General features: G+C 66.0%; 31 protein-coding genes and 2 pseudogenes. 22 read left to right on the forward strand and 11 right to left on the reverse strand.

The window, feature by feature from the left end:
- Together GH737_RS15120 and aroQ are read right to left on the reverse strand one after the other, a co-directional pair.
- Nucleotides 1-219 (reverse strand): annotated as a pseudogene (locus GH737_RS15120) (acetyl-CoA carboxylase biotin carboxyl carrier protein); the annotation flags it as partial.
- 26 nt (nucleotides 220-245) lie between these two features.
- Nucleotides 246-719, reverse strand: coding sequence for a type II 3-dehydroquinate dehydratase (gene aroQ, locus GH737_RS03575; protein ID WP_155263490.1), 474 nt, complete (start codon nucleotides 717-719; stop codon nucleotides 246-248).
- 39 nt (nucleotides 720-758) lie between these two features.
- Here aroQ and thiS point away from each other — a divergent pair.
- The 3 genes and pseudogenes from thiS to GH737_RS03595 all read left to right on the forward strand — a co-directional run bounded on the left by thiS (nucleotide 759) and on the right by GH737_RS03595 (nucleotide 2,430).
- Nucleotides 759-1,769, forward strand: a pseudogene (thiS, locus tag GH737_RS03585) (sulfur carrier protein ThiS).
- Nucleotides 1,770-1,797: 28 nt separating this feature from the next.
- Nucleotides 1,798-2,040 carry an antitoxin gene (locus GH737_RS03590; RefSeq protein WP_155263492.1) on the forward strand — a complete coding sequence of 81 codons (243 nt, stop codon included), beginning with the start codon at nucleotides 1,798-1,800 and terminating at the stop codon, nucleotides 2,038-2,040.
- Nucleotides 2,041-2,430, forward strand: coding sequence for a PIN domain-containing protein (locus tag GH737_RS03595; protein WP_155263493.1), 390 nt, complete (start codon nucleotides 2,041-2,043; stop codon nucleotides 2,428-2,430).
- Here the strand turns inward: GH737_RS03595 and GH737_RS03600 are convergent.
- The 3 genes from GH737_RS03600 to GH737_RS03610 form a co-directional block, all read right to left on the reverse strand.
- Nucleotides 2,427-3,380, reverse strand: coding sequence for an SGNH/GDSL hydrolase family protein (locus tag GH737_RS03600; protein WP_155263494.1), 954 nt, complete (start codon nucleotides 3,378-3,380; stop codon nucleotides 2,427-2,429). The two genes, GH737_RS03595 and GH737_RS03600, sit on opposite strands and share 4 nt — an antisense overlap.
- A gap of 63 nt (nucleotides 3,381-3,443) precedes the next feature.
- On the reverse strand, nucleotides 3,444-4,397 hold the full coding sequence (locus GH737_RS03605; protein ID WP_155263495.1) for a hypothetical protein: 954 nt from the start codon (nucleotides 4,395-4,397) through the stop codon (nucleotides 3,444-3,446).
- A gap of 46 nt (nucleotides 4,398-4,443) precedes the next feature.
- Complete coding sequence (locus tag GH737_RS03610) at nucleotides 4,444-5,250, reverse strand: class I SAM-dependent methyltransferase (RefSeq protein WP_155263496.1); 807 nt, start codon at nucleotides 5,248-5,250, stop codon at nucleotides 4,444-4,446.
- Nucleotides 5,251-5,312: 62 nt separating this feature from the next.
- Between GH737_RS03610 and GH737_RS15705 the strand changes: the two genes are divergently transcribed.
- The 4 genes from GH737_RS15705 to GH737_RS03625 all read left to right on the forward strand — a co-directional run bounded on the left by GH737_RS15705 (nucleotide 5,313) and on the right by GH737_RS03625 (nucleotide 7,977).
- Complete coding sequence (locus GH737_RS15705; protein WP_230558605.1) at nucleotides 5,313-5,966, forward strand: protein-L-isoaspartate(D-aspartate) O-methyltransferase; 654 nt, start codon at nucleotides 5,313-5,315, stop codon at nucleotides 5,964-5,966.
- Nucleotides 5,959-7,290: an erythromycin esterase family protein gene (locus GH737_RS03615; protein ID WP_230558606.1), complete on the forward strand. Its 1,332-nt coding sequence runs from the start codon at nucleotides 5,959-5,961 to the stop codon at nucleotides 7,288-7,290. The genes GH737_RS15705 and GH737_RS03615 overlap by 8 nt, the downstream gene beginning before the upstream one ends.
- 15 nt (nucleotides 7,291-7,305) lie before the next feature.
- Complete coding sequence (locus GH737_RS03620; protein ID WP_155263497.1) at nucleotides 7,306-7,680, forward strand: YybH family protein; 375 nt, start codon at nucleotides 7,306-7,308, stop codon at nucleotides 7,678-7,680.
- 102 nt (nucleotides 7,681-7,782) lie between these two features.
- Nucleotides 7,783-7,977 carry a hypothetical protein gene (locus GH737_RS03625; protein ID WP_155263498.1) on the forward strand — a complete coding sequence of 65 codons (195 nt, stop codon included), beginning with the start codon at nucleotides 7,783-7,785 and terminating at the stop codon, nucleotides 7,975-7,977.
- Here the strand turns inward: GH737_RS03625 and GH737_RS03630 are convergent.
- Nucleotides 7,974-9,635: a thiamine pyrophosphate-binding protein gene (locus GH737_RS03630; protein WP_155263499.1), complete on the reverse strand. Its 1,662-nt coding sequence runs from the start codon at nucleotides 9,633-9,635 to the stop codon at nucleotides 7,974-7,976. The two genes, GH737_RS03625 and GH737_RS03630, sit on opposite strands and share 4 nt — an antisense overlap.
- A 106-nt stretch (nucleotides 9,636-9,741) precedes the next feature.
- Entirely contained in the window at nucleotides 9,742-11,163 is a 1,422-nt protein-coding gene (locus GH737_RS03635) for an NAD-dependent succinate-semialdehyde dehydrogenase (protein WP_155263500.1), read from the reverse strand.
- A 73-nt stretch (nucleotides 11,164-11,236) separates the two neighbouring features.
- Here GH737_RS03635 and GH737_RS03640 point away from each other — a divergent pair, with 73 nt between their 5' ends.
- On the forward strand, nucleotides 11,237-11,539 hold the full coding sequence (locus GH737_RS03640; RefSeq protein WP_155263501.1) for an SCP2 sterol-binding domain-containing protein: 303 nt from the start codon (nucleotides 11,237-11,239) through the stop codon (nucleotides 11,537-11,539).
- Between the two features lie 2 nt (nucleotides 11,540-11,541).
- Here the strand turns inward: GH737_RS03640 and GH737_RS03645 are convergent, their stop codons facing one another.
- A complete protein-coding gene (locus tag GH737_RS03645) occupies nucleotides 11,542-11,904 on the reverse strand; it encodes a bleomycin resistance protein (RefSeq protein WP_155263502.1) in 363 nt (120 codons plus the stop codon).
- 65 nt (nucleotides 11,905-11,969) lie between these two features.
- Between GH737_RS03645 and GH737_RS03650 the strand changes: the two genes are divergently transcribed.
- From GH737_RS03650 to nadA, 12 genes are all read left to right on the forward strand, one after another.
- Nucleotides 11,970-12,677 carry a CoA transferase subunit A gene (locus tag GH737_RS03650; protein ID WP_155263503.1) on the forward strand — a complete coding sequence of 236 codons (708 nt, stop codon included), beginning with the start codon at nucleotides 11,970-11,972 and terminating at the stop codon, nucleotides 12,675-12,677.
- A 100-nt stretch (nucleotides 12,678-12,777) separates the two neighbouring features.
- The gene (locus GH737_RS03655) at nucleotides 12,778-13,434 is read left to right on the forward strand and encodes a CoA transferase subunit B (protein ID WP_155263504.1); all 657 of its coding nucleotides are present in this window, start codon (nucleotides 12,778-12,780) and stop codon (nucleotides 13,432-13,434) included.
- A gap of 65 nt (nucleotides 13,435-13,499) precedes the next feature.
- Nucleotides 13,500-14,237 carry a hypothetical protein gene (locus GH737_RS03660; RefSeq protein WP_155263505.1) on the forward strand — a complete coding sequence of 246 codons (738 nt, stop codon included), beginning with the start codon at nucleotides 13,500-13,502 and terminating at the stop codon, nucleotides 14,235-14,237.
- A 34-nt stretch (nucleotides 14,238-14,271) separates the two neighbouring features.
- On the forward strand, nucleotides 14,272-14,622 hold the full coding sequence (locus GH737_RS03665; RefSeq protein ID WP_155263506.1) for a VanZ family protein: 351 nt from the start codon (nucleotides 14,272-14,274) through the stop codon (nucleotides 14,620-14,622).
- A gap of 70 nt (nucleotides 14,623-14,692) precedes the next feature.
- On the forward strand, nucleotides 14,693-15,022 hold the full coding sequence (locus GH737_RS03670; RefSeq protein WP_155263507.1) for a DUF1476 domain-containing protein: 330 nt from the start codon (nucleotides 14,693-14,695) through the stop codon (nucleotides 15,020-15,022).
- Nucleotides 15,022-15,270 (forward strand): BolA family protein, encoded by a 249-nt coding sequence (locus GH737_RS03675; protein WP_155263508.1) that lies wholly within the window; start codon nucleotides 15,022-15,024, stop codon nucleotides 15,268-15,270. The genes GH737_RS03670 and GH737_RS03675 overlap by 1 nt, the downstream gene beginning before the upstream one ends.
- A complete protein-coding gene (gene grxD / locus GH737_RS03680; RefSeq protein WP_196232959.1) occupies nucleotides 15,263-15,592 on the forward strand; it encodes a Grx4 family monothiol glutaredoxin in 330 nt (109 codons plus the stop codon). The genes GH737_RS03675 and grxD overlap by 8 nt, the downstream gene beginning before the upstream one ends.
- Before the next feature lie 268 nt (nucleotides 15,593-15,860).
- Entirely contained in the window at nucleotides 15,861-17,105 is a 1,245-nt protein-coding gene (locus GH737_RS03685; RefSeq protein WP_155263509.1) for a glycosyltransferase, read from the forward strand.
- A gap of 63 nt (nucleotides 17,106-17,168) precedes the next feature.
- Entirely contained in the window at nucleotides 17,169-18,083 is a 915-nt protein-coding gene (locus GH737_RS03690; RefSeq protein ID WP_155263510.1) for a hypothetical protein, read from the forward strand.
- 34 nt (nucleotides 18,084-18,117) lie between these two features.
- Nucleotides 18,118-18,963: an MBL fold metallo-hydrolase gene (locus GH737_RS03695; protein ID WP_155263511.1), complete on the forward strand. Its 846-nt coding sequence runs from the start codon at nucleotides 18,118-18,120 to the stop codon at nucleotides 18,961-18,963.
- Nucleotides 18,948-19,673 carry a DUF4230 domain-containing protein gene (locus GH737_RS03700; RefSeq protein ID WP_230558607.1) on the forward strand — a complete coding sequence of 242 codons (726 nt, stop codon included), beginning with the start codon at nucleotides 18,948-18,950 and terminating at the stop codon, nucleotides 19,671-19,673. The genes GH737_RS03695 and GH737_RS03700 overlap by 16 nt, the downstream gene beginning before the upstream one ends.
- On the forward strand, nucleotides 19,670-20,719 hold the full coding sequence (gene nadA, locus GH737_RS03705) for a quinolinate synthase NadA (RefSeq protein WP_155263512.1): 1,050 nt from the start codon (nucleotides 19,670-19,672) through the stop codon (nucleotides 20,717-20,719). The genes GH737_RS03700 and nadA overlap by 4 nt, the downstream gene beginning before the upstream one ends.
- A 29-nt stretch (nucleotides 20,720-20,748) precedes the next feature.
- Here nadA and GH737_RS03710 read toward each other — a convergent pair whose 3' ends face one another.
- On the reverse strand, nucleotides 20,749-21,003 hold the full coding sequence (locus GH737_RS03710) for a hypothetical protein (RefSeq protein WP_155263513.1): 255 nt from the start codon (nucleotides 21,001-21,003) through the stop codon (nucleotides 20,749-20,751).
- A gap of 255 nt (nucleotides 21,004-21,258) precedes the next feature.
- Between GH737_RS03710 and GH737_RS03715 the strand changes: the two genes are divergently transcribed.
- The gene (locus GH737_RS03715) at nucleotides 21,259-21,798 is read left to right on the forward strand and encodes a CAP domain-containing protein (protein WP_230558608.1); all 540 of its coding nucleotides are present in this window, start codon (nucleotides 21,259-21,261) and stop codon (nucleotides 21,796-21,798) included.
- A gap of 3 nt (nucleotides 21,799-21,801) precedes the next feature.
- Here GH737_RS03715 and GH737_RS03720 read toward each other — a convergent pair whose 3' ends face one another.
- Entirely contained in the window at nucleotides 21,802-22,224 is a 423-nt protein-coding gene (locus GH737_RS03720; RefSeq protein ID WP_155263514.1) for a DUF4112 domain-containing protein, read from the reverse strand.
- 4 nt (nucleotides 22,225-22,228) lie between these two features.
- On the reverse strand, nucleotides 22,229-23,668 hold the full coding sequence (locus GH737_RS03725; protein WP_196232960.1) for an ABC transporter substrate-binding protein: 1,440 nt from the start codon (nucleotides 23,666-23,668) through the stop codon (nucleotides 22,229-22,231).
- A gap of 110 nt (nucleotides 23,669-23,778) precedes the next feature.
- Between GH737_RS03725 and GH737_RS03730 the strand changes: the two genes are divergently transcribed.
- Nucleotides 23,779-24,631 (forward strand): transglycosylase domain-containing protein (locus GH737_RS03730; protein WP_230558609.1); only part of this gene is annotated, 853 nt, incomplete at its 3' end.

The raw sequence follows: 24,631 nt of genomic DNA on the forward strand, positions 1-24,631 counted from the left end.
CATCGGCGGTGCGCTGAGCGCCGGTGCGCCGGCGAGAGCGGGCGCCGCAGCTGCGCTGATGACGGCGGCGGGCTCGCGGCTCACCTTGATGCGGCGGTCGCCGTCCTCGACTTCGATCTCGGTCAGCGCATTGTCGGTGAGCAGCTGCGCGAGCTCGCGAACCAGGCCCGGATCGATACGCATTGCGCCGCCTTTGTCGCCCTTGGAGGCTTCGGCCATTTACAGTCCCCTAGTTGAATCTGGCCCTATTGAATCTGGCTCTTCGCCTGCGCCGCGCCCGCTCCCTTGCAGAGGTGCGCCGCTGCGTCCAGTGCGAGCAGGTAGCCGAGTGGCCCCATGCCGATGATCGAACCGCGCGAGACCTGGCCGATCAGGCTTTGGCGGCGAAAACCCTCGCGGGCGTAGATGTTGGTCAGATGCACCTCGATCACCGGAATCGGCAGCGCCGCCGCGGCGTCGCGCAGGGCGATCGAGCTGTGTGCATAGGCGCCCGCGTTGACGATCACCGCCGAGGCCTTGGCGAGCGCCTCGTGCATCCAGTCGACCAGCACGCCCTCGTGGTTCGACTGGCGGACGTCGAGCGCGAGCTTGAGGGCCTTCGCGCGCTGCTGGAGGGTTGCCTCGATGTCGGCGAGCGTCTGCGTGCCGTAGATGCGGGGCTCGCGGGTGCCGAGCAGGTTGAGATTGGGGCCGTTGAGAACGAATATGGTGTCGGTCATTTGCGACCCGGCGTGGAGCCTCCTATCTGCCCTTTGTCAATGAGTCTCGACCCCGGCCTCTCTGTACGCGTCAATGGCGAGCACCGGCATGTGCCGGGCGGAACGAGCGTGGCCGAGATGGTGAGCCTGCTCGGCCTCGACCCGCTGCGCGTTGCGGTCGAGCGCAACCTCGAGGTCATCCCGCGCTCCACGTTGCGCGAGGTGCGCGTCGAGGACGGCGACGATTTCGAGATCGTGCATTTCGTCGGAGGAGGTTGAGTGAACGCTCCGAACCAGGTGCAGGCGGATAGCTGGACGGTCGCCGGGCGCAGCTTCACCTCGCGCCTGATCGTCGGCACCGGCAAGTACAAGAGCTTCGAGGAGAATGCGGCCGCGCTCGAGGCTTCGGGTGCCGAGATCGTCACCGTGGCGGTGCGGCGGGTCAACATCTCCGACCCGAACCAGCCCAGGCTCACCGACTTCATCGACCCGACGAAGATCACCTACCTTCCGAACACCGCCGGCTGCTTCACCGCCGAGGACGCGATCCGGACGCTGCGGCTGGCGCGCGAGGCGGGCGGGTGGAACCTCGTCAAGCTCGAGGTGCTCGGCGAAGCCAAGACGCTTTACCCCGACATGCGCGAGACTCTGCGCGCGACCGAAGTGCTGGTGAAGGAAGGCTTCGAGCCGATGGTCTATTGCGTCGACGACCCGATCGCCGCCAAGCAGCTCGAGGAGGCCGGCGCGGTTGCGATCATGCCGCTGGGCGCGCCGATCGGCTCTGGCCTCGGGATCCAGAACCGGGTGACCATCCGCCTGATCGTCGAGGGCGCCGGCGTGCCCGTTCTGGTCGACGCCGGAGTCGGGACAGCGAGCGATGCCGCGGTGGCGATGGAGCTCGGCTGCGACGGCGTGCTGATGAACACCGCGATCGCCGAAGCGAAAGAGCCGGTGCTGATGGCCCGCGCGATGAAGGCTGCGGTCGAAGCGGGGCGGCTCTCCTATCTCGCCGGCCGCATGGCCAAGCGCCGCTACGCCGACCCCAGCAGCCCGCTCGCCGGATTGATTTGACGCGTATATACGCGTATATACATCGCCAATGATCGAGGTCGACAGCAAGACGTTCAAGAGCGGCAACAGCGAAGCGCTGCGGCTGCCGAAGGAAGTCGCCTTCGGTCCTGATGTTGAGGTGACTATCCGGAAGGTCGGCGAGACGCTGACGGTAAGTCCAAAAGGCAAGAAGACTGTCGCGCAGCTGATCGAAGCGCTCGAAAAGCTCCCAGCGCCAGAGCGCAAGATGAAGCGCGTTCGCATCGAGTTTCCCAAGCGGAAGTGGGACTGATTGGGGTACCTCCTCGATACGAACGTTCTCATTGATCTGGTTGAGGGCGGCAGAGATTTCGCGACGGCACACTCCCGCTTCGATGAGGGCGGCTTCTTGTCGGTCATTTCAACCGTGGAATTGCATGCCGGCGCAGCCGTCGACGGACGCGTGGACCCTGAGATGAAGCGCCGCATTGCGGAGATCGTCGAGAGCTTCGTCGAATTGCCGTTCACTTCAGCGGAGGCCGAAGCTTATGCACGCACCATCGCGGTTATCGGCTTTTCTCGCCGGGTCATCATCGATCGGATGATTGCCGTCACTGCCCTTACGAACGACTTGACTCTCGTAACTGCCAATCCGCGCGACTTCCGGGCCATCCCGGGCCTGAGAGTCGAGGACTGGAGCTAGGCCGGGGTAGCCGCTGCGGACTCGCTCGCCGTGTGTTCGGCGGGTTGGCGCTCGATCATCGCTTCGATTCTGTCCGCGACAGCCTCCGTGACTTGGCGCGTGCCGTCCTTGTCGGCATGGAATTCGTCGATGAAGGTGACGTCCTCCGTCGTGCCCGCAAGCGGAATGGAGAGCGCCTTCGCCAGGGCCTCGCGGTGCGCGAAGAAGGGCTTGTTGAACTTGCGGTGGTTGGCGAACTGCGTTTCCTGCCACGGATAGAAGACCTCGCCGAGGCCGCACCCGAGCTCTGTCGCGGTCGGATCCGCCTTCTCGAAGAAGCTCGACTGGTGGAGCAGGACGAGCGGAATGCCGTTGGCACGGCACAGGCGGGCGATCGCCGCAGTCCAGAGGCTCGTGAATGACAGCAGGCTCGGGAAATTTTTGTCCGCGTCGGCGCTGTCGCCGTCTTTCTGGACCGTCCTTTGCTGCGATATGTTGGGGGAGCCGAAGATGGGGTCGGCCATCGACGAGGTGCAGAATCCGCCGAGGTCGCCATCGTTCGAGAAGACCACGACTTGCGGCTTCCGCCTGGCTCCGCTCAGCAGCCCGGTCAGCAGCGAATGAAGGTTGCGGCTGCTGGCGCCCGGCATTGAGGCATTGGCGAAGGGAAATCCGAGGCGTTCCGCGCCGATCGACGGACCGCTGTTCTCGTTTCCGGCAATGCCGAAGCCGAACATGATGCTGGAGCCGAGCGAGATGCCGTATCGCTCGCTGCGAAGGCAGTCCGAGACCGAATAGGTTTTTCCTGCGAAGGTGCTGTGACGGTATCCAGCGGAATCCGTGCTGAAGCTGTCGCAGCGCGTGTTCGGCCAATAGGTCAGGACGTCGCCGCGCAAACCGATCTTGCGCTGGTTTTCGAGGAAGTCGGCCACTTCGGGCCAGATCTCGGTGATCTTCTGATAATTTGCCATGTGCCGGCAATAGCCCGCCACGAGCGATGGTAAAGCTTGGCCGCAGATCTCTTGTGGATTGCGCTACTGCGCAGCAGGCGCGGGTTCTTTCACCCCCTCGCCGGAGCGCTGAGCGGCGAGCACGGTCTCGATCTTGTCACCGACCGCCTGGGCCACGACCCGGAAACCGTCCTTGTCGCAATGGAATTCATCGATGAAGCGGATGTCGTCGGTGGCCGCGCCGGCAAGCGCGATGCCGCGGCTCTCGGCCAGTGCGCGGCGGTTGGCGTAGAAGGGCTCATCGAACTTGCGGTGGTTTGCGAACTGCTGCTCCTGCGACGGGTGGAAAACCTCGCCGAGACCGCACTCCAGCTCGATCCCGGTCGGCTTCGTCTTCTCGAAGAATGTCGACTGGTGAAGCAGCACGAACGGGATGCCGTTGAGACGGCAGACCCTTGCGACGGCCGACGTCCACATCGCCGAAAAGGCGAGCAGGCTCGGGAAGTTCTTCTCCGGGTCGGCATTGTCGGCACTCGTCCGGATCGATTTGAGCTGGGCGCGGTTGGGCGAGCCGAAGATCGGGTCGGCGAGCGAGGACTCGCAGAAGCCGGAGAGATCGCCGCCGTTAGACAGGATCACGACCTCGGGCGGCTTCTTCGTGCCCGCGATCAGCCCGACCAGCAGCGAGTGAAGGTTGCGGCTGTTCGCTCCCGGCATGGCGCCATTGGCGAACGGGAATCCGAAGCGATCGGCAAGCAGCGACGGCAGGCAATTCTCGTTCCCGCCGACGCCGAAGCCGAACAGGTTGCTTGCGCCGAGCGCGATCCCGTAGCGCCCGCTGTGGATGCAGTCGGAGAGCGACAGCGTCTTTCCGCTGAAGGTGCTGTGCCGGAAGCCGGCGCTGTCGGTCGTGAAGCTGTCGGTGCGGGTATTCGGCCAATAGGTGAGGACGTCGCCGCGCAGAGCGATTTTGCGCCGGTTCTCCATGAAATCGGCCATTTCGGGCCGCAGCTCGATGATCTTTTGATAATTCGCCATTGCGGCACCATAGACGGGCACCCGGGCCGGTAAAGCCGCGGTGCGGTTAGCCGGTCGCGGTCACCACATGCGCCGCCATCGGCGCGTCGATGCCCCCGGGGCCTTCGAACCTTCGAAACGCTTCCTCCACGCGCTCGACCGCGCGATCGAGAGTCCCGGGCGCGCGGTCCTCGATCTCGACTCCCATCGGCGTGCCGTAGCAGAGCGCCGCAGCGGCATCCGTCGCGGACGGACTGCGACTGCGCAGCTCGACCGTTTCGATGTCGACTGTGTTGAAACCCGCGTCGTGCAGGTCCGATTCGATCCGGACCGGGTCGTGGTAGCCGAACGGGCCATCGCGCATGAACAGCGGGGGGTCATCGGGAAAGAGGTCGATCAGCACCTGCTGCGCTGCTTCGCTGAGCGGGTTGCGGTCGATCCGGTCCCAGATGGCGAGCAAATAATGACCGCCGCCGCGCAGCACCCGCCGTGCCTCGGCATGCCCGCGCACCTTGTCCGGAAAGAACATCGATCCGAACTGGCAGACGACAAGGTCGAAGGTGCCGTCCTCGAACGGCAGCTCCTGCGCGTCGGCCTCGACGAAGCGCACGCGGTCCGACCTGACTCGCGCCGCGGCCACGTCAAGCATCGGCTGGTTGAGGTCGGTCGCGACGATTTCCGAGTCCGGCAGCGCCTCGTGCAGCGCCTGCGTGACAGCGCCCGTTCCTGCCGCGGTTTCCAGCAGGCGCGTCGGGCTGAAAGCACGCGCACGCCGCGCCAGCTCCTCCGCATAAGGGCGGAAGATGAGCGGCACCATCAGCCGGTCGTATTTCTCGGGTACGGAGCCGGTGAAACGGAGTTCCTGGTCTTTCATCGGAACGGCCCCCCTTGTTCACGGGTTTCGTGAAAGGTCCGGAGGTGGACCATGGCGAGACCATGACAGACTTCGCCGCCGATCGCGAGGCAATGGTGGAGCGGCAGCTGCGGCGTCGCGGGATCACCCGGCAGCCGATCCTGGATGCCTTCCTGGCGGTACCGCGCGAGGCGTTCATCGGCGCGGAATATGCGCACCGCGCTTACGGCGACCATCCGCTGCCGATCGAGGCGGGCCAAACTATCTCGCAGCCCTACATCGTCGCCCTGATGATCGAGGCCGCCGGCATCAAGCCGGGCGACAAGGTTCTCGAGGTGGGTGCCGGCTCCGGATACGCCGCCGCGGTGATCAGCCGAATCGCCGGCAAGGTCATTGGCATCGAGCGGCAGCACGACCTCGTCGAGGTTGCGCGCGAGCGGCTGCAGCGCCTCGGCTGCGACAATGTCATCATCGTCGAGGGCGACGGCACCAAGGGCTGTCCGGATGAAGCGCCGTTCGACGCAATTCTCGCCGCTGCGAGCGGCAGCCATGTGCCCAACGCGCTGCTCGACCAGCTTGCCGACGGCGGAAAGATCGTCATGCCGCTCGGCAGTCCCGGCTGGGTGCAGGAACTGGTCAGGGTGACCAAACGACCCGACGGAACGGTGGATCGCGAGAACCTCGGCGGCGTGCGGTTCGTTCCCCTGATCGGGGAAGAGGGCTGGAAAGATGCTTGAAACCGAACTCGAAACCCTGCCGCGGCTGATCGCCGACGCCGCCGAGCCTTTACCCGACATCGACGACGAGGAGTTCGGGACAATCTTCGACCGTTTCGCCGACGCGCGCGTGATGTGCCTCGGCGAAGCGAGCCACGGTACGAGCGAATTCTACCGTGCCCGGGCCGCTATCTCGCGCCGTCTGATCGAGCGGCACGGATTCACCATCGTCGCGGTAGAGGGTGACTGGCCCGATTGCGCGACGATCGACCGCTACGTCCGTCACCGCCCGTGGCGCGAGGGCGAGCTCAAAGCCTTCGAACGCTTCCCGATGTGGATGTGGCGCAACGAGGAAGTCGACGGCTTCGTACGCTGGATGCGGCGGCACAATGAGAACCTTGCCTACGACCGGATGTGCGGCTTTTACGGTCTCGACCTCTACAATCTCGGCGGCTCCATGCGGGCGGTGATCGACTTCCTCGAGGAGGAGGATCCGGAACTCGCCGCGCTGGCGCACCGCCGCTACGGCTGCCTCGACCCGTGGGCCGAGGATCCCGCGATTTACGGCCGTCACTCGCTGATCGAAGGCTATGCCCGCTGTGAGGTCGGTGTGATCCAGATGCTCAAGGACCTGCTCCGGAAGCAGGTCGACTGCTTCGGCCCCGAGTGCGAGGAGTGGCTCGACGCGGCCGCCAACGCGCGGCTGGTGAAGGATGCCGAGGCTTATTACCGCGTCATGTACCACGGCTCGGCGGAGAGCTGGAATTTGCGCGACACGCACATGTTCGAGACGCTCAGCATGGTCCTGGATGCGAAGGGCCCGAGTGCGAAGGCGATCGTGTGGGCGCACAACAGCCACATCGGCAACGCGGCGTTCACCGACATGGGTCAGCGGCGCGAGGAGATCAACATCGGCCAGCTGGTCAAGGAGAAGTGGGACTCGCGAGCACGGCTGATCGGCTTCGGCACGCATACCGGGACAGTCGCGGCCGCAGACGACTGGGACCAGCCGATGAAGACCAAGCGCGTCCGCCCGTCGCTGTCCGGGAGCCACGAGCGGATGAGCCACGACAGCGGCGTCGAGCGCTTCCTCCTCGACCTGCGCGAAGGAGAGGTCGGGCGCGATGTCCGCGAGGAGCTGATGGAGCCTCGGCTCGAGCGGTTCATCGGGGTCATCTACCGCCCCGAAACCGAGCGCTGGAGCCACTATAGCGAGGCAATCCTGGCGAAGCAGTTCGACGGCTGGGTGTGGTTCGACGAGACCAGCGCGGTGACTCCGCTGCCGGGCGAGGCTCGTCCCGGCGAGCATGTCGGGACGGAAGAGACTTATCCGTTCGGATTGTAGTCAAAGGAGGGGGCCATGAACGACGACGAACGCGAGATCCGGGAGCTGGTCGAGACCTGGATGGACGCCAGCCGCCGCGGCGACACCGCCGCCGTGCTCGAGCTGATGACCGACGACGTGCTCTTCATCACTCCGGGCCGCGAGCCATTCGGCAAAGAGCAGTTCCGATCGATCTCGGAAGCCATGCGCGACGTTGAACTGGATGGCGGCGCCGAGATCCGCGAGGTCGAGGTGATCGGGGACCGGGCGTGGATTCGCAACCGCATCGACCTGACGCTGATGCCGGCGGGAGGCGAGCCGCTACGCCGCTCAGGCTACACGCTGACGATCCTGCGCAAGTGTGAAGACGGCCGCTGGCGTTTGTTCCGCGACGCCAACCTTGTGACCTGAATCCGGACATCCCTTCGCTTTGGACGATTATTCCGGGAGCGATTCGCCGCATTCGCGCGTATGCATTTGGGAGCTCGGTACTTTTGGGATGCGGAGGAGATCATGCCGCACCGACGCCGGGTGCATAAGGGCAGCTTCGGGAGCCATTTCGACGAGCTGGTCGCTCGGTTCCCGGCCGACGAAATGCCGCCTCCGCCGCGAAAGGCCGCGGACAGCCGCTCGGCGAAACTCCAGGAGAAGATTGATATCCACGCCTGGCTGTTCCGGCAGGCATGGCAAGTCGAGGACGAGCGCTAGCGCTTCGCCTTCTCGCGCAGCTTTGAAATCGTCGTCGCGTTGCTGATCTGCTCGATGTCGGTCCTGCAGTGGATCAGGCGGATGCCCTTGCGCTTTAGTGCCTCGTCGAGCGCCGGCGCGAATGCTTCCGTCGTCTCGACCGTCTCCGCCCAGCCTCCGTACGCCCGCGCGAGCGCGGCAAAGTCCGGGTTGCTGAGCTGCGTCGCGGAAATGCGATCCGGATATTCGCGCTCCTGGTGCATGCGGATGGTGCCGTAGCTGGAATTGTCGACCAGCACGATCAGCAGGTCGGCGCCGTACTGAGCGGCGGTCGCCAGCTCCTGGCCGTTCATCAGGAAGTCGCCGTCGCCGGCGACGCACACCACCGGCCGGTCCCTAAAGCGCAGCGCTGCGGCGACCGAAGCGGGCAGGCCGTAGCCCATCGTGCCCGAGGTGGGCGCAAGCTGCGTCGGCATCGCACCGTAGCGCCAGTAGCGGTGCCACCAGCCCGAAAAATTGCCGGCGCCGTTGCAGACGATCGTGTTCTCCGGGAGCTTGTCGCGCATCGCGGCGACGCAGGGGCCGAGGTCCAGCTTCACGCCTTCCAGCGGCTTCGGCTCCGACCAATTGAGCCATTCCTTGTGCGCGTCCTCGCCGCACGAGAAGCGCACGAGGTCGGGGTCGATCCACTCGTCGATCATCTCGGCGAACTCGCCCATGTCGGCGCAGATCGGCAGGTTTGCGTGGTAGACTCGGCCGAGCTCGTTGGGGTCGGGGTGGACGTGAACGAGCGTCTGGCCGGGATGGTCGGGGGTGACGAGGGTATAGCCGTCGGTCGTGGCCTCGCCGAGCCTTGGGCCGACGGCGAGGACCAGGTCCGCGTCGCGGATGCGCTGCTGGAGCTTGGGATTGGGGCCGTAGCCGAGGTTGCCGGCATAGACCCCGCAATTGTTGTCGACCGAGTCCTGGCGGCGGAACGCGGCGGCAATCGGGATCCCGTAGCGAAAGGCGAAATTGGCGAAATGGTGCGCGGCGCGCGGGCTCCAGTCGGCGCCGCCGACGATCGCCACCGGCGACGCCGCTTCCTTGAGCAGCTCGAACAGCGCCTGCACCGCGCCCGGATCGGGCGCTTCGGCGAGCGGCGGGACGCACGGCCGATCCTCGGCCTCGACCTCGTCGCGCAGCATGTCCTCGGGCAGCGCGAGCACGACCGGACCGGGCCGCCCCGCAGTGGCGACGCGGTACGCGCGGTAGAGGAACTCGGGAATGCGCCGCGCATCCTCGATCCGCGCCGCCCATTTGGCGATCGGCGCGAAGAATGCGGGGAAGTCGATCTCCTGGAACCCCTCGCGCTCGCGATCCCCGCGCGCGACGTCGCCGATGAACAGGATCATCGGGGTCGAATCCTGGAAGGCGACGTGGACGCCCGCGCTGGCGTTGGTCGCGCCCGGCCCGCGGGTGACGAAGGCGATTCCCGGGCGGCCGGTCATCTTGCCGTCCGCATCGGCCATGTAGGCCACGCCGCCCTCCTGCCGGCAAACGACCGTGTCGATCTCCGACGTGTCGTGAAGCGCGTCGAGCACCGCGAGGAAGCTTTCGCCCGGCACGGTGAAGATGCGGTCGCAGCCCTGGATCTTGAGCTGGTCGACGAGGATGCGTCCGCCGGTGCGCGTGGTCATGGCGTGGGCCATAGCTTCGAGCCCCACAGCCGTCACCCCCGCGAAAGCGGCGGCTCCCGCTGCGTTCAAGAACAAGCGGGATTCCCGCTTTCGCGGGAATGACAAATCACGTTTGATGAATCGCCTTTACCACCTGGTAGCTCTCCAGCCCCTCTTTCCCGCCTTCGCTGCCAAACCCTGAATCCTTCACCCCGCCGAACGGCGTGTCGGCGCCGCTGATGGCGAAGGTGTTGATCCCGACCATGCCGCTTTCGACCAGGTCGCCGATGAGGTTGGCGCGGCGGCCGTTCTCGGTGAAGGCGAAGGCGGCGAGGCCGTAGGGGAGGCGGTTGGCCTGCTCGATCGCTTCGTCGAACGTGTCGAACGGGCGCGACACGGCCACGGGACCGAACGGCTCGTCGTTCATGATGTCCGCTTCATTGGACACGTCGGCGAGAAGCGTCGGCTGGAAGAAGAACCCGCTCTCGCCGCGCTCTCCGCCGGCGAGGACGCGCGCGCCCTTGGCTTTCGCGTCCTGCACCAGCTTCTCGATCGCGTCGGGCCGCCGCGCATTGGCGAGCGGACCCATTTTCACGCCGTCGTCGAGCCCGTTGCCCACCTTCACCATGGCGGTGCGTTTGGCGAAGCCTTTGACGAACGCGTCGTAGATGCCGCGCTGGACGTAGAAGCGCGTCGGCGAGACGCAGACCTGGCCCGCATTGCGGAATTTTTGCGGGACGACCATGTCGAGCGTCTTCTCGAGGTCGCAATCGTCGAAAATCAGCACCGGGGCGTGGCCGCCGAGCTCCATCGTCACCCGGGTCATGCTGTCGGCGCACAGGCGCATGAGGTGCTTGCCGACATTGGTCGATCCGGTGAAGCTGACCTTGCGGATCACGCGGCTGGCGATCAGCGTGCGGCTGATCAGGTCGGAATCGCCGTGGACCAGCTGCGCGACGCCCGCGGGGATGCCGGCATCGGCGAGCGCGCGGAACAGTTCGGTCGCGACGCCGGGGGTCTCGTGCGGCGGGCGCGAGATCACGGTGCAGCCCGCGGCGAGCGCGGCGCTGACCTTCTTGGCGAGCAGATAGATCGGGAAGTTCCACGGGGTGAACGTCGCGGTGGGGCCGACCGGCTGGCGGATCACGCGGCTGATTTGGCCGGCCGGGCGGACGAGGGTGCGGCCATAGTCGCGCTTGGCCTCCTCGGCGTACCAGTCGAACAGCTGGGCCGAGGCGAGCGTTTCCGACCTCGATTCGACGAGCGGCTTGCCCTGCTCCTGCGTCATGGTCGCGGCGATGAGGTCGGCGCGCTCGCGCAGCAGCTTTGCCGCCTTGTGGAGGATCGCGCCGCGCTTCTCAACGTCGAGCGCGCGCCATTCGGGCCATGCGCGCTCGCTCGCAGCGAGCGCTTCATCGAGGTCGGCCTCGCTCGCGTAGGGCACGTCGGCAATCGGCTTGGCGTTGACCGGGTTGATGACGGTGTGCCCGCTATCGGAGCCTTTCCACACGCCGTCGATGAAGAGCTTGAGGTCGGTTTCGTATCCCATGCCCGCCAGATAGGCTCGGCTTGATGCGCCCGCAACGCCCCGCTAGCGCTGCTGACAAAGGAGAAAGTAGCCAATGACCAAGCAGGAACTCGTCGGTCGGATGCAGCAGGGGCAGGCGTGGGTGCCGGGCAAGCGCGTCAAGATCGATTTCGGCGGCGATCACGGCGCGATCATGCTCGACGGCGCCGCGCAGCAGGTCAGCGAGGGGGACGGGGCGGCGGACACGACGGTGCGTGTCGGCTGGGACGACTGGCAGCAGCTTGCGTCGGGCGAACTCGACGGCATGACCGCGTTCATGACGGGCAAGCTCCGTGTCGAAGGCGACATGTCCAACGCAATGCAGCTGCAGGGCGTGCTCGCGAAGCTGAAAGGTTGAGCTCAGCCGTTCTGGATCAGGCGGATCAGCGAACCATCGAGATCGATCATATAGGCGATCAGGAGGCCCGAGCTTTCGACGCGCGGCGGGTTGAGGCGCGGGTGGCCGCTTGGCTTCTCGAGTAGCCCGGCGGCCTTGCAGGCCGAGTAGAACCGATCGAGTTCGTCGAGCCGGAGGCAGCAGCTGAACGAGCTCTCCAGCGGATCGAGGTCGGGGTAAGGGAAGAATTCGAGTGTGAGGCCGCCGCGCCTGAGGATCATCCATCCGCCGTCGCGCCACGATTCGACGAAGCCGAGCGCGCCGTAGAAGCGCGAGGTCGCTTCGAAGTCGCGCGAGGGCAGATTGGGCGTCGCGTGATCGGCCATTGCTGCCTGCTAACTTCTTGTGCCGGCCTTGACCACCGACGCTGCCTTTCTATTGCGTCATCGCCATGCAGAAAATCTATCCCAGCGCGGAGAGCGCGCTCGACGGGCTGCTGTTCGACGGCATGACCATTGCCGCCGGCGGGTTCGGCCTGTGCGGAATCCCCGAGCGCCTGATCGATGCCCTCGTCGCCAGCGGGATCAAGGATCTCACCGTCGCGTCCAACAATGCGGGCATCGACAACGAGGGGCTCGGCAAGCTGCTCCGCACCCGGCAGATCAAGAAGATGATCAGCTCCTACGTCGGCGAGAACAAGGAGTTCGAGCGGCAATTCCTCGCCGGCGAGATCGAAATCGAGTTCAATCCGCAGGGGACGCTGGCGGAGCGGATGCGCGCGGGCGGCGCGGGTATCCCGGGCTTCTATACGAAGACCGGCGTCGGCACCCAGGTCGCCGAAGGGAAAGAGCACAAAGAGTTCGACGGGGAGACCTACATCCTCGAGCGCGGAATCCGCGCCGATGTGTCGATCATCAAGGGCTGGAAGGCGGACGAGACCGGCAACCTCATGTTCCGCAAGACGACGCGCAACTTCAACCTGCCGGCGGCGACCTGCGGGAAGGTGTGCATCGCCGAGGTCGAGGAGATCGTCGCGGCCGGTTCGCTCGATCCGGATTGCGTCCATTTGCCTTCGATCTTCGTAAACCGGCTGATCGACGGCAGTCCCTACGACAAGCGAATCGAGTTCCGCACGGTGCGCGAGCGCGAGGCGGCGTAACCCAATCCTGTACCCTGGCAGAGGCCGGGGCCGAGGAGCCGCGGAACGCGGCTGTTATTGTTAGACTGGACCCCGGCCTCCGCCGGGGTACGGAGGTGAAATGGCAACGACGGTTGAAACGAAGGGCTGGACCCGCAACGACATGGCGGCGCGCGCCGCGAAGGAGCTTCGCGACGGCTATTACGTCAATCTCGGGATCGGCATCCCGACGCTGGTTGCCAACAACATCCCGCCCGGCCTGACGGTAACGCTGCAGAGCGAAAACGGGATGCTCGGCATCGGCCCGTTCCCCTATGACGACGAGGTCGACCCGGACTTGATCAATGCGGGCAAGCAGACCGTCAGCCAGCTTCCTCAGACCAGCTATTTCGACAGCGCGACCAGCTTCGGAATGATCCGCGGCGGGCATATCGACCTCGCCGTGCTCGGCGGGATGGAAGTCAGCGAAGACGGCGACCTCGCCAACTGGATGGTGCCGGGCAAGATGATCAAGGGCATGGGCGGGGCGATGGACCTCGTCGCCGGGGTCAAGAAGATCATCGTGGTGATGGAGCATGTGTCGAAGAACGGCGCGGCCAAGTTCATCCCCGAGTGCACGCTACCGCTGACCGGCAAGAACGTGGTCGACATGATCATCACCGACCTCGCCGTGTTCCAGCGCCCGGACCACGACAGCCCGTTCAAGTTGATCGAGCTGGCGTCGGGCGTGACGAAGGAAGAAGTGCGCGAAAAGACGACCGCAAACTACGTCGACTGATCGACACTTCGGGCGCGACTCGCCGCGTGGAAATATGATAATCGGCGCTCAACGGGGAGGCGCTGATGGCGACACTTGCTGCACAGCGGCCGCGGCTCGAGGCCGAGCGGCGCTTCTATCTCGGCATGGCGATCGCGATCCTGGCGACGATCCTGGCCGGCTTCGGACCGAGCTTCTACTTTCGCGGACTCGTCCCGCCTTACCACCCGTACCTACCGATGACGCCGCTCGTGCTGCTGCATGGGCTGGTCTTCAGCTCGTGGGCGCTTTTGTTCATGGCGCAGGTGAGCCTGATGTCCGCCGGAAAGGCCGCCGTCCACATGAAGCTCGGGATCGGCGGGTTCGTGCTTCTTCCGGTGATGATCGTCATAGGTACGCTTGCCGCGCTGCACGGCGTCGAGCGCCATTCGGGCAACCCGAGCATTCCGCCGCTGAGCTGGCTCGCGGTGCCGCTGCTCGACATCCCGGTGTTCACCGGGCTGATCCTCGCCGGCCTGCTCAACCGCGACAAGCCGCAGGTCCACAAGCGCTTCATGCTCGGATCGCTGGTCGGTCTGTTACCGCCGTCGATCGGCCGGTTGCCGTGGCCTGCGGAAATCCCGTTCCCGGTGATCATCATTGGCGGCCAGCTCGCCTTCCTGGTGCCGCTCGCGATCTGGGACATCCGGAGCCGCGGCCGGATCCACTGGGTGACGATCACCGTCGCGGCGGTGCTCGCCGGCTCATGGCTGTTCCGGCTCGCGATCTGGAACACGCCGGAATGGCTCGCCTTCGCGCGCTGGGCGGTATCGTTCGTCGCCTGACGACAGGTCCCGACCGAAGCGCTAACCGGCTCCGATGAATGTCGTGACGCCGCGCGTGATGCGCGCGCTGTTCTGGGCCGCGGCGCTCGCCGCGCTGACGATGGCGCTGCTCCCGCACCCGCCGGAGCTTCCCGGTCACCCGTCGGACAAGGTGCAGCACATCGCGGCGTTCGCCACGCTCGGACTGCTCGGCAGTTTCGCTTACCCGCGCGTCTCGCCCGTGTGGCTCATCGGCGGACTGTCGCTGTTCGGCGCCCTGATTGAAGCCGCGCAGGCAATTCCCGCGCTGCACCGGGACGCCGACCGTTTCGACTGGATGGCCGACACGGCTGCGTGCGCTGTCGTCGTTCTCGCCGCGCGCTGGTGGCGCCGGCGCAAGCGTTAGCGCGTTGCGTCCGCTTGCGGCTGCTCCTATCTGCCGCGCAACCGCACAACCGAACGCCGAGAGGAAGTCGATGAGCCAGTTCGAGGATCGCCAGCGCGCGTTCGAGTCCAAGTTCGCGCACGACGAGGAGATGAAGTTCCGCATCGCCGCGCGCCGCAACCGCCTGCTCGGCGAATGGGCGGCGCGGCAAATGGGCCTGTCGCAGGAAGAGTCCGAGTCTTATGCGAAGGACGTGGTCCGCTCCGACTTCGAGGAAGCCGGCGACCATGACGTGGTGAGAAAAGTGCTCGGCGACCTCACCGCGGCCGGTATCGAAATCGACGAGGAGAAGGTTGTCGAGGCACTGCGCAACAAGGAAATCGATGCCCGCCGCCAGATCATCGAGGCGACCAACATCTGATGCCAATGGCGGCGAGCGAGATCGAGCGGCTGATCAAGGCGCGCATTCCCGACGCCGAGGTGACGATTCGCGACCTCGCCGGCGATGGCGATCATTATGCCGCGCGAGTCGTCAGCCACAGTTTCGCGGGAATGAGCCGGATCAGACAGCACCAGGCGGTCTATTCGGCGCTCGGCGGGCGGGTAGGGGGAGAGCTTCACGCACTGCAGCTCGAAACGGCGGTGCCAACGGAGATGACCAGTGAGTGACATATCCACGCCGGAGTCCACGGCGCGTATCGACCAGATCGTGAAGAGCAACGATATCGTGCTGTTCATGAAGGGAACGGCTTTGTTCCCCCAGTGCGGTTTTTCGAGCCGCGCGGTCGCGATCCTCGACCGGCTTGGTGCCAAATATGAGACGGTCGACGTGCTCCAGGACCCCGAGATCCGCCAGGGCATCAAGCAATATTCCGACTGGCCGACGGTCCCCCAGCTCTACGTGAAGGGCGAGTTCGTCGGCGGCTCCGACATCATGATGGAGATGTTCGAAAGCGGAGAACTGCAGCAGATGCTGGGAGCGGAGGCGTAAATCTCCCTCGCAAATCGATAGAGGGACTGGAAAAAGAGGAAGGGGCGGCGCAGGGGACCAGAGAACCGCTGCAACCGCCCCTTCTGGCGTGGAACCAAGTGGACGCAATTAGAGTAGCAACGGGTGTGCCAAACGGCGAAATCGGCTGATTTTAGCCGCTTTTTATTGAGCGAGTGAAAGGCGGGCAGGGCTTGCGTAAAATTTCCCGACACATTCGCCCCAATGCCGCCGATGGCACTTTGCGGCCGGCTTTGGGTTTCTGCCACGGGTGAACCTCTACGATCCTCCATTCCGCCGCTCGCCAGGCGCCAAACTCTTCTGCGACCTGACGCAGAGCTGGTCGGACGTGGGCGGCGGTGTGCGCACCTATCTGCTGCACAAGCGGCGCCACATCCTGCAGTCGACTCCGCACAGCCACCTGATGATCGTTCCCGGCGCGCGCGACGAAATCGTCGAGGAGGAGCGCGCGGTCACCGTCACCATCGCCTCGCCGCGCGTTCCGGGTAGCCCGTGCTATCGCCTGATGCTGCGCAACGGCGCCGTGCGCGCGGCGCTGGAGCGGTTCCGGCCCGACCTGATCGAATGCCAGGACGCGTACAACCTGCCGTGGGCGGCGATCGGGTACCGCAGACGCCACCCCGAAACCGCGCTCGTCGCCGCTTACATGACGGACTTTCCGACGGTTTACGTCGAACGGCCACTCGCGGGGTTCCTCACGCGGCCCGTCGCGGGAGCCTTGGCGCGGTTCTGCTACGGCTATTGCGGGCTGCTGTACCGGCGCTTCGACGCGGTCTTCGCGCTCAGCGAGAACGGAGGCGCTGGGAAGCTTCGCTCGCTCGGGATCGAGGGCGTCGACGTGGTTCCCCTGGGAGTCGAGCTGGGCGAATTCGGCCCGGCCAGGCGCGATGAGCGGCTTCGATCCAAGCTGGGGCTGAGCGCAGACCAGCCGCTGCTGGTCTATGTCGGCCGCCTCGACGGTGAGAAAAAGCCCGACCTTGTCGTGGACGCTTTCCGCCGCCTGCCCGAGTCGCTCGGAGCCAGGCTCGCGCTGATCGGAGAGGGTCCGCTCAAGGCCGAAATCGCCGCCGCCGGCGACGAGCGCATCGTGCTGCCCGGCTACCTCGACGGCCGCGCCGAGCTCGCGCGCTGGCTGGCGAGCGCAGACATCTACGTGTCGGGCATGGCCGATGAGACCTTCGGAGTCTCGATCGTCGAGGCCCAGGCGTCGGGCCTGCCGGTGGTCGGCGTGGAGGCCGGCGCGATGATCGACCGGGTGAGCGACGCGGTCGGCCGGCTCGGTCCCGTCGGCGATGCCGAAGCGATGGCTGCGAACATCCTTGCGGTGTGGAATTCCGATCGCGGCGCGATGGCCGCCGAAGCGCAGGCGCGCGCGCTCCAGTTCAGCTGGGACAGCAGCATGGAAGCGCTGTTCGGCCGACTCCATCCTGCGGCGTTTGCCCGGCGCGCCGAGCAGCTTAGCGAAGCCCCCGCGACCGCAGCCCTTGCAGCGTAGGATCCTCGGTCTGGACCCTTGGCGGTTCAAGAGGCATTCACCGTCCGGTCGAAAGAAGGGGTGATGGTGAAGGGGCGCATGTTTTTCGTGAGCGCGGCGCTGGCGCTGGGGTTCGTCTCGGCGGCCGTCGGCGCGCCGCAGGCGAAGAAGAAGGCGCCTGAACCTACCGCCGCCGACGCCAAGGCCAGGAAGCTCGTCCAGAACTGCGACGCACATAAATTCGAGACTGTCGTGCGCGAGGTCGTGGGCGGCGAACCGCACCAGTCGAAAGTGACGCTGTGTGGTAATGAAGGGCAGAGCGACGCCGAGTGGATCGGAACGCTCAGGGACGCGATCGAGAAGCTGAACGCGAACAAGGAGATGGCGCCTCCCGTCCGCGAGCAGATCGTCGCGGCACTCGATGCGGAGATCGCGCGGCTGCAAGCGCCCGCGCCTCTGCTTCCGTCGCGCTCGGCGGCCAAGAGCCCGGCACTCGACGGCCTGTCGCCGCTGCCGCCGATCCTGCAATCCAAGCAGCCTGCAAATGTGGCATTGCCCGCGCCGCGCCAGACTGCGCCGTCAACGCCGGCGCGCGATTATGCCGCGCTTCCAACGATTCCGACCACGCCGCCGCCGCCGACGCGGATCCTTGCGGGCGGGGTGAGCGCGTCGGTCGCGATGCTGCCGCGGCCGCGGATGACGATGACCTGCTATACCCCGGGTGAGATGGCCGAAGGCCCGTGCACCGGCTTCACCCGGCACACTTTGGTGACGGTGCACGCGGGCGAGGACCTTCCGGCGAACACCAGCCTGCGCTTCGTCCGCGACGGCGAGCAACAGGCCGAGGTCCAGATCGCGCAGCTCAAGAAGGGCAAGTCGATGCGCCTCGCGGTTCCGGCAGACGTTTGCAGTCATGTCGTCGGCGGCAAGCTCGAGCTGCGGATCGTGCGCGCCGGCCAGGAAGTCGGCAGCGACGGGCCGTTCAACCTCAACTGCTAGCCAAGCCGGCGCCCCTCGTGCGAGAGGCAGCGCGATGAATGCGCCCTACGCCAAGCTCGAGCACGTAGAGACGGGGGTCGCGCGCCTGCTTGCGCACAACCCGAGCGCATTCACCTATTTCGGCACGCAAAGCTACGTGCTGGGCGAGCGGGAAGTCGCCGTCGTCGATCCGGGTCCCGACCTGCCCGAGCATGTCGACGCACTCGTTAACGCTATTGGCGGGCGCAAGCTGATCGCGATCATGTGCACCCATACGCATCGCGATCACAGCCCGGCGGCGCGGCCGCTGGCGGAGCGCACCGGCGCGCCTATCATCGGCTGCGCGCCACTCGCGCTAGAGACGGTCGGACCGCGCGCCGACGCGTCGTTCGACGGCGACTATGCGCCCGACCGGGTGCTTGCCGACGGCGAACATGTCGAGGTCGACGGCAGGCCCGTCATTGCCGTCGCGACACCCGGCCACACGTCGAACCACCTGTGTTTCGCCTGCGGCGACGCCTTGCTGAGCGGCGACCATGTGATGTGTTGGTCGACGACCGTCGTGGTGCCGCCCGACGGCGACATGGCCGAATATATGCGCAGCCTCGACAAGCTGAGGCAGCGCGAAGACCGCATCTATTATCCGGCCCACGGCGAGCCGGTCACGAACCCGCAGCAATATGTCCGGCACCTGATGGGCCATCGCATGCAGCGCGAGAAGCAAATCCTAAAGCTGGTTGGCGAGAAGCCGCGGCCGATCCCGGACATCGTCGCCAGCGCCTATCCGGGGCTCGACCCGCGGCTCGTGCCGGCGGCCGGCGGGTCGGTGCTCGCGCACCTCGTGGACCTCGAGCGGCGCGGCCTCGTTGAGTCCGAAGGAGAGCTATGGACCGCCGCCTGAACAAGCCGCTGGTGCTCGCGATGGTTGCGGCCGCGCTGATCCTCGGCGTGCTGCTCGGCGTCACGACCGGCGTTGCCGACCGGATATTCGGCAGCCCCGATCCCAAAACCATAGCGACCGCTAGCCTCGAGTCGATGCGCGCGCAAAACCGCCTCACCGTCTTTGCCGCACGCTATGTTTCGGTCGTCACGAGCCAGCAGGACAGGCTCGGCGGGCTCGTCAGCTCGCAGCGCACGCTGATCCTGCCAGGCGACGTCCGCTACGAGCTCGACCTCGCCAAGCTCCAGCCCAAAGACGTGACCTGGAACGGGTCGAGCAGCACGCTCACGGTGCAGCTTCCGGAGATCCAGGTTGCGGGGCCCGACGTCGATATCAACCAGGTGAGGGAATATGGCGGTAATGGCGTCCTCTCCGCGCTGACCAACGCCAACCAGCAGCTCGACCAGGCCAATCGCGCGCGCGCCATTTCGGACCTGCGCAAGCAGGCGACCGCGGCGGTGCCGATGCGCCTCGCACGGCAGTCGGCGCGCGAGGCGGTCGAGCGCAGCTTCGCGATGCCGCTGCTCGCCGCCGGGTTCAAGGACGTGAAGGTCGTCGCGCGCTTCCCCACCGACGGGAACGACGATCCTAGCTATATCACCGGCTCGACCCCATATGAGGAGGCGATCAAGGAAGCGGAGCGGCGCAGGGCCGCAGAGAAGCAGAAATGACGGTTCAGACGACGAGTTTGAAAGGGCCCGACCTCTTGGGCGAGATCGAGCGGCTGAAGCGCGAGCGCAATGCCGTGATCCTCGCCCATTATTACCAGAAGCCCGAGATCCAGGACCTCGCGGATTTCGTCGGCGACAGCCTCGACCTGTCGCGCAAGGCCGCCGCGACCGACGCCGACGTGATCGCCTTTTGCGGCGTGCGCTTCATGGCCGAGACGGCCAAGATCCTAAGCCCCGAAAAGACCGTGATCCTGCCCGACATGGATGCCGGCTGCAGCCTCGAGGACAGCTGCCCGCCCGACCAGTTCGCCGCCTTCCGTGCCGCGCACCCCGACCATATCGCGCTCACCTACATCAACTGCTCGGCGGCGGTGAAAGCCTTGAGCGACGTCATCGTCACCTCGAGCAGCGCGAAAATCATCCTCGACCAGATCCCGAAGGACCAGAAGATCATCTTCGGACCAGACCGGCACCTTGGCGGCTATCTCGCGCGGCACACCGGCCGTGACATGCTGCTGTGGCCGGGCATCTGCATCGTCCACCAGGCGTTCAGCGAGACCGAGCTTTTGAAACTGAAGGCCGAGCACCCCGATGCACCGGTCGCCGCGCATCCCGAGTGCCCGCCGCACATCATCGATCACGCCGACCATGTCGGATCGACCCGGTCGATCCTCGATTTCGCGCTGAGCTCGCCGGCTCAAACGATCCTCGTTGCGACCGAACCCCACATCATCCACCAAATGGAGAAAGCGGCGCCCGGCAAGCTGTTCATCGGAGTCCCTGGCGGCGACGGCAACTGCAATTGCAACATGTGCCCGTACATGGCGCTCAACACGCTCGAGAAGCTCTACGTCGCGCTGCGCGACCTCAAGCCCAGGATCGAACTCTCGCCCGAGGTGATGGAACGCGCGCGCGTGCCGCTCGAGCGGATGCTCGAGATGGCCGGGCGCACTGTCGGACAGGGCGACGTCGGAATGCCGATCATCGAGGACAAGGACGACGGCGTCCCGCCCGGAGAAATCGACCCGCGAATCAGCGGCGACTGACGACGGGCCGGCGGCCGGCCCGGGCGTCACTATCCCTTGTTCGGCTCCTGCCCCTGTGCGGGAGCTTGCCGGCCGTTCGTCGGCTGGGCCGGGACCAGGACGGTTTTGCACGTCCGGGTCTTCACCCGCGAGAAAGCATTGTCTTCGTCCGCGCAGACCTTCTTCTTGATCATCTGCGGCTTCGCCTGCGTGTCGTTTGCTACCGGCGCACTCTGCGTCGACTGAGCCGCGGCGGGTACGCTCATCGTGCCGGCGAGAGCGAGCACGACCAGGAACTTTAACATCGATCACTCCTGATTCGGGAGGCGCCGCTAAAGCAAGACATTGCTCCGGCGCAAAGGGGAATTTCGATAACCGGTCAGTAACCGTCGACGGCGCAAGTTCACGCCATGACGAGTCAGAGGTGCGGCAAAGCGAATCGATCGATCGGCATAAGGGCTTGTCGTGTAACCGGAATTCACCAATTTCAACTTGTAATTCCTCTTGTAATTCCTCGGGGGAGGGCTGGAGTTTTGTCACCTTCAATCAACCGGACGCTGATGGCTGCGCTGATCATCGGCGGTCTCGGCGCTCCGGTCACCGCTGCCGCGAACAATGTTGCGAGCCAGTTCCCGGCGCGGGTGCTTGCTGTGCATAATGCGGCGCGTGCCGAGGCCGGCGTTCAGCCGCTCGCCTGGGATCCCGCGCTTGGGCAGGCCGCCGCGAGCTATGCGATGCAGCTCGCGCTGACCAACAGCTTCCAGCACTCCGACCGCCGCGCCCGCCCGGGCACCGGCGAGAATCTGTGGATGGGGACGCGCGGTGCGTTCAGCTACGACGCGATGGTCGGACGCTGGGCATCGGAGCGACGCGACTTCGTTCCCGGTATTTTTCCGGCGGTGAGTCGCAGCGGCAATTGGGAGAAGGTCGGCCACTACACGCAGATGGTGTGGCCGACGACCACCAGGGTCGGCTGCGCGGTAGCGTCGAACGCGGCGAACGACTTCCTCGTCTGCCGCTATTCGCCGGCCGGCAACATCGACGGGCGGCCGGTGCCGTACGCAACCACTGTGTCCGCCGCCTCGGCGCGTTCGCGCTAGGGGTTATTCGACCGCTCGCGCGCTTGCTTCGACCGTGCGCGTGCCAGGATGGTGCTTGTCGAGGTGGCGCCTGATGATCCTGAGGTTGCGGGTGTTCGAGCGGAAGAAAAAATCGGGAATTGCGCCGACGATCGGAATCATTCCCAGCAGCCAGTCGACTCCGATGTTCCCGGCCATGCGCGAGATCTGCCACTTCGACATTCCGACGTTGCGGGCTTCCCAGGCGAGGTAGGCGCCGATCGCGGCCGCCGCAGTCGGGCCAGCGAACGGAACGAAATCCAGGATCACGTCGAGGCCGAGCGGTTTGTTGATCCCCGGAACGACGACCAGCCGCTCGAGCAGCTTCTCCATCGCTTCGACTCGCTGACGCACCGACTGCGGGTCGGTCCCCAGGGACCGGAAAGACAACCGCTCGTCGATCCGCATCGCTTCAGCCTCCGTTGTCCGGCTTCGCCTCGAGATCGGTGAGCGTGTGGCGGGCGTAACGGTTCCCGGCGAAGTTCTCGATGCGATCGGACACCAGCGACCAGCGCACCGGCGCCGTGATCGGCAGGAACAGCTGCGCCTCGTCAATCTGCGCCGCCGCCTGGCCGAGCAAAGCGTAACGCTGCGCCGGCACCGGCGACTGCCGCGCCGCGTCCATCAATCGGTCGGCCTCGGGGCTGCACACCGGCACGGCGCCGCAGTGGAAATAGCGCAGGAACCAGGACGGCGAAGATGAGGGAGCGACCTCGTCGACCAGCGCGAAGTCGGCGTCGGCCGCGGTCTTCGCGCGCTCGACCGTGAAGCCGAGCCGGCCCCAGTCGCGCTGAAGCAGCTGGAACAGCAGACCCGCCCCTGTTCCCTCGGGCAAGGCGACACGGATGGCCGGTTTCGGAGCCTTGGGGAACAGGCGGTCCGCGCGCGCCTGGAGCTCGGAAATACGCTCGGCGTAGGGGGTGGCGGTCCACGCGGGGGCGCTCGGCGCCGGCAGGCCGTCGAGCCCGGGTTCGAGCAAGGTGGCGCGCGCTGCAAGACCCGGCACGTCGAGCGCCGCGATGAACCTGTCGCGTTCGAGCGCCTCGCTGAGCAAGTGGCGTACTTCGGGTTTGTCGAGCGGCCCGCCGGAAGTGGTCGGGACCAACCCGAACAGCCCCGACGCAGGGTCGAAGCGAAGGGTGTTGCGCGGCAGCTTGACTCGCTTCGTCAGCGGCAGATCGGCGAAGGTTCCGCCCAGCACCACGTCGATGTTCGCGCCGGCGAAAGCCTTGATCGCGCCGGCGGAATCGGCGCCGCCGAGCAGTACCTCCTGCCGCGTCGTGGTCTCTTCGTCCGGGGACACGATCTCGCGCGTGAGCTTGAGGTTGCCGCCCGGAGCCCGCGCCGCGGTGAAGGGGCCGGTACCGCGACCGTTACGCAGGATCGCCATTTCCGGCTGGGCGAGAAGCGACAGCAGCGCCGGGCGCGGTGCCAGCAGCCTGATTTCAATCACGCGGTCGGTCATCGCGACCACGTCCTCGACCGCGCCGAGCGCGTCCTTGAGGCCGTTCCTGCTGCGGCTGCCGAGCTCGCGCTTCATCAGCCGCGCGACGTCCCTCGCGGTGATCTTCCGCCCGTCGGACCAATCAGCGGAAGCAAGGCGGAAAATGTAGCTCAGCCCGTCGTCGCTGACCGTCCAGCGCTCGGCCAGGCCGCTGACGATATTGCCCGCGGCGTCGAAGCGAACGAGCCCCTGCGCGACATTCTGGAGCAGCACCTGGTCGGGCACGGACAGCGGCCCGGCTGCCGGATCGCGCAGCTTGGGCTCGCCGCCGATCACCATGACCTTGAGTGTGCCTTCGGGCTCGTCGCGGCACGAGGACGCGCCAACGGTCAGAGCTGCGAGCAGCACAAATGCGGACAGCCGAGGCATCGCGGCGGTTTACCCGCAAGCGACCATTCAGCAAATCTCTGGATATATCGGCCGAGCTGTATTACTTAACTAAGTCAGCCGGAGAGAAGGTGACGGACAGGGACGGAATCTGGAGCCGCGGCGGCGTACCGGTCGAGGAACTGCCGGATCCGTTCGCGCTCGCGGTTTCCGGACAAGGGACAGTCGCTGAAGAAGGGACTGTTCCTCCGCGAAGGCGCCGCCGCTGGCCGCTCGTTCTCTACGCCGTTTCAGCGCTGCTCCTTGCCACCTTTGTCTGGCTGGTCATTACGGCACCCTTGTCGCGCGCGCTCGAGCCGCTGCAGGACCCGGCGCTCCTGCTGGTCTCCGAGGACGGCCAGCCAATCGCCCGCCACGGTGCGATCAAGGAAGCGCCGGTCGACGTCACCAGGCTCAACCCGCTGACGCCCGCGGCATTCGTCGCGATCGAGGACCGGCGCTTCTACCGCCACTGGGGCATCGACCCGCGCGGAATCGCCCGCGCACTCGTCGCCGACGTCAAGGGAGGCGGAATGCACCAGGGCGGAAGCACGATCACGCAGCAGCTCGCCAAGACCAACTTCCTGTCCCGCGACCGCACCATCAAGCGCAAGGCGCAGGAGGTGATCATCGCCTTCTGGCTCGAGGGCTGGCTGACAAAGCAGGACATCCTCTCGCGCTACCTGTCGAGCGTTTATTTCGGTGACGGAGTCTATGGCCTGCGCGCGGCCTCACACCATTATTTCAACCGCGATCCCGAGGACCTCAGCCTGGCGCAGTCGGCGATGCTCGCGGGCATGGTCCAGGCGCCGTCACGGCTCGCGCCGACGCACAACCTCGACGGCGCGCAGAAGCGCAGCAGGCTCGTGCTCCGAGCGATGGCGGACACCGGCGTCATTACCAGCACGCGTGCCCGCTCGGCCAGGCTTGCGCGCCCGGTCGGAC

It is taken from the genome of Sphingomonas segetis, from assembly GCF_009720245.1.
In the GTDB taxonomy this organism is placed as follows: domain Bacteria; phylum Pseudomonadota; class Alphaproteobacteria; order Sphingomonadales; family Sphingomonadaceae; genus Sphingomicrobium; species Sphingomicrobium segetis.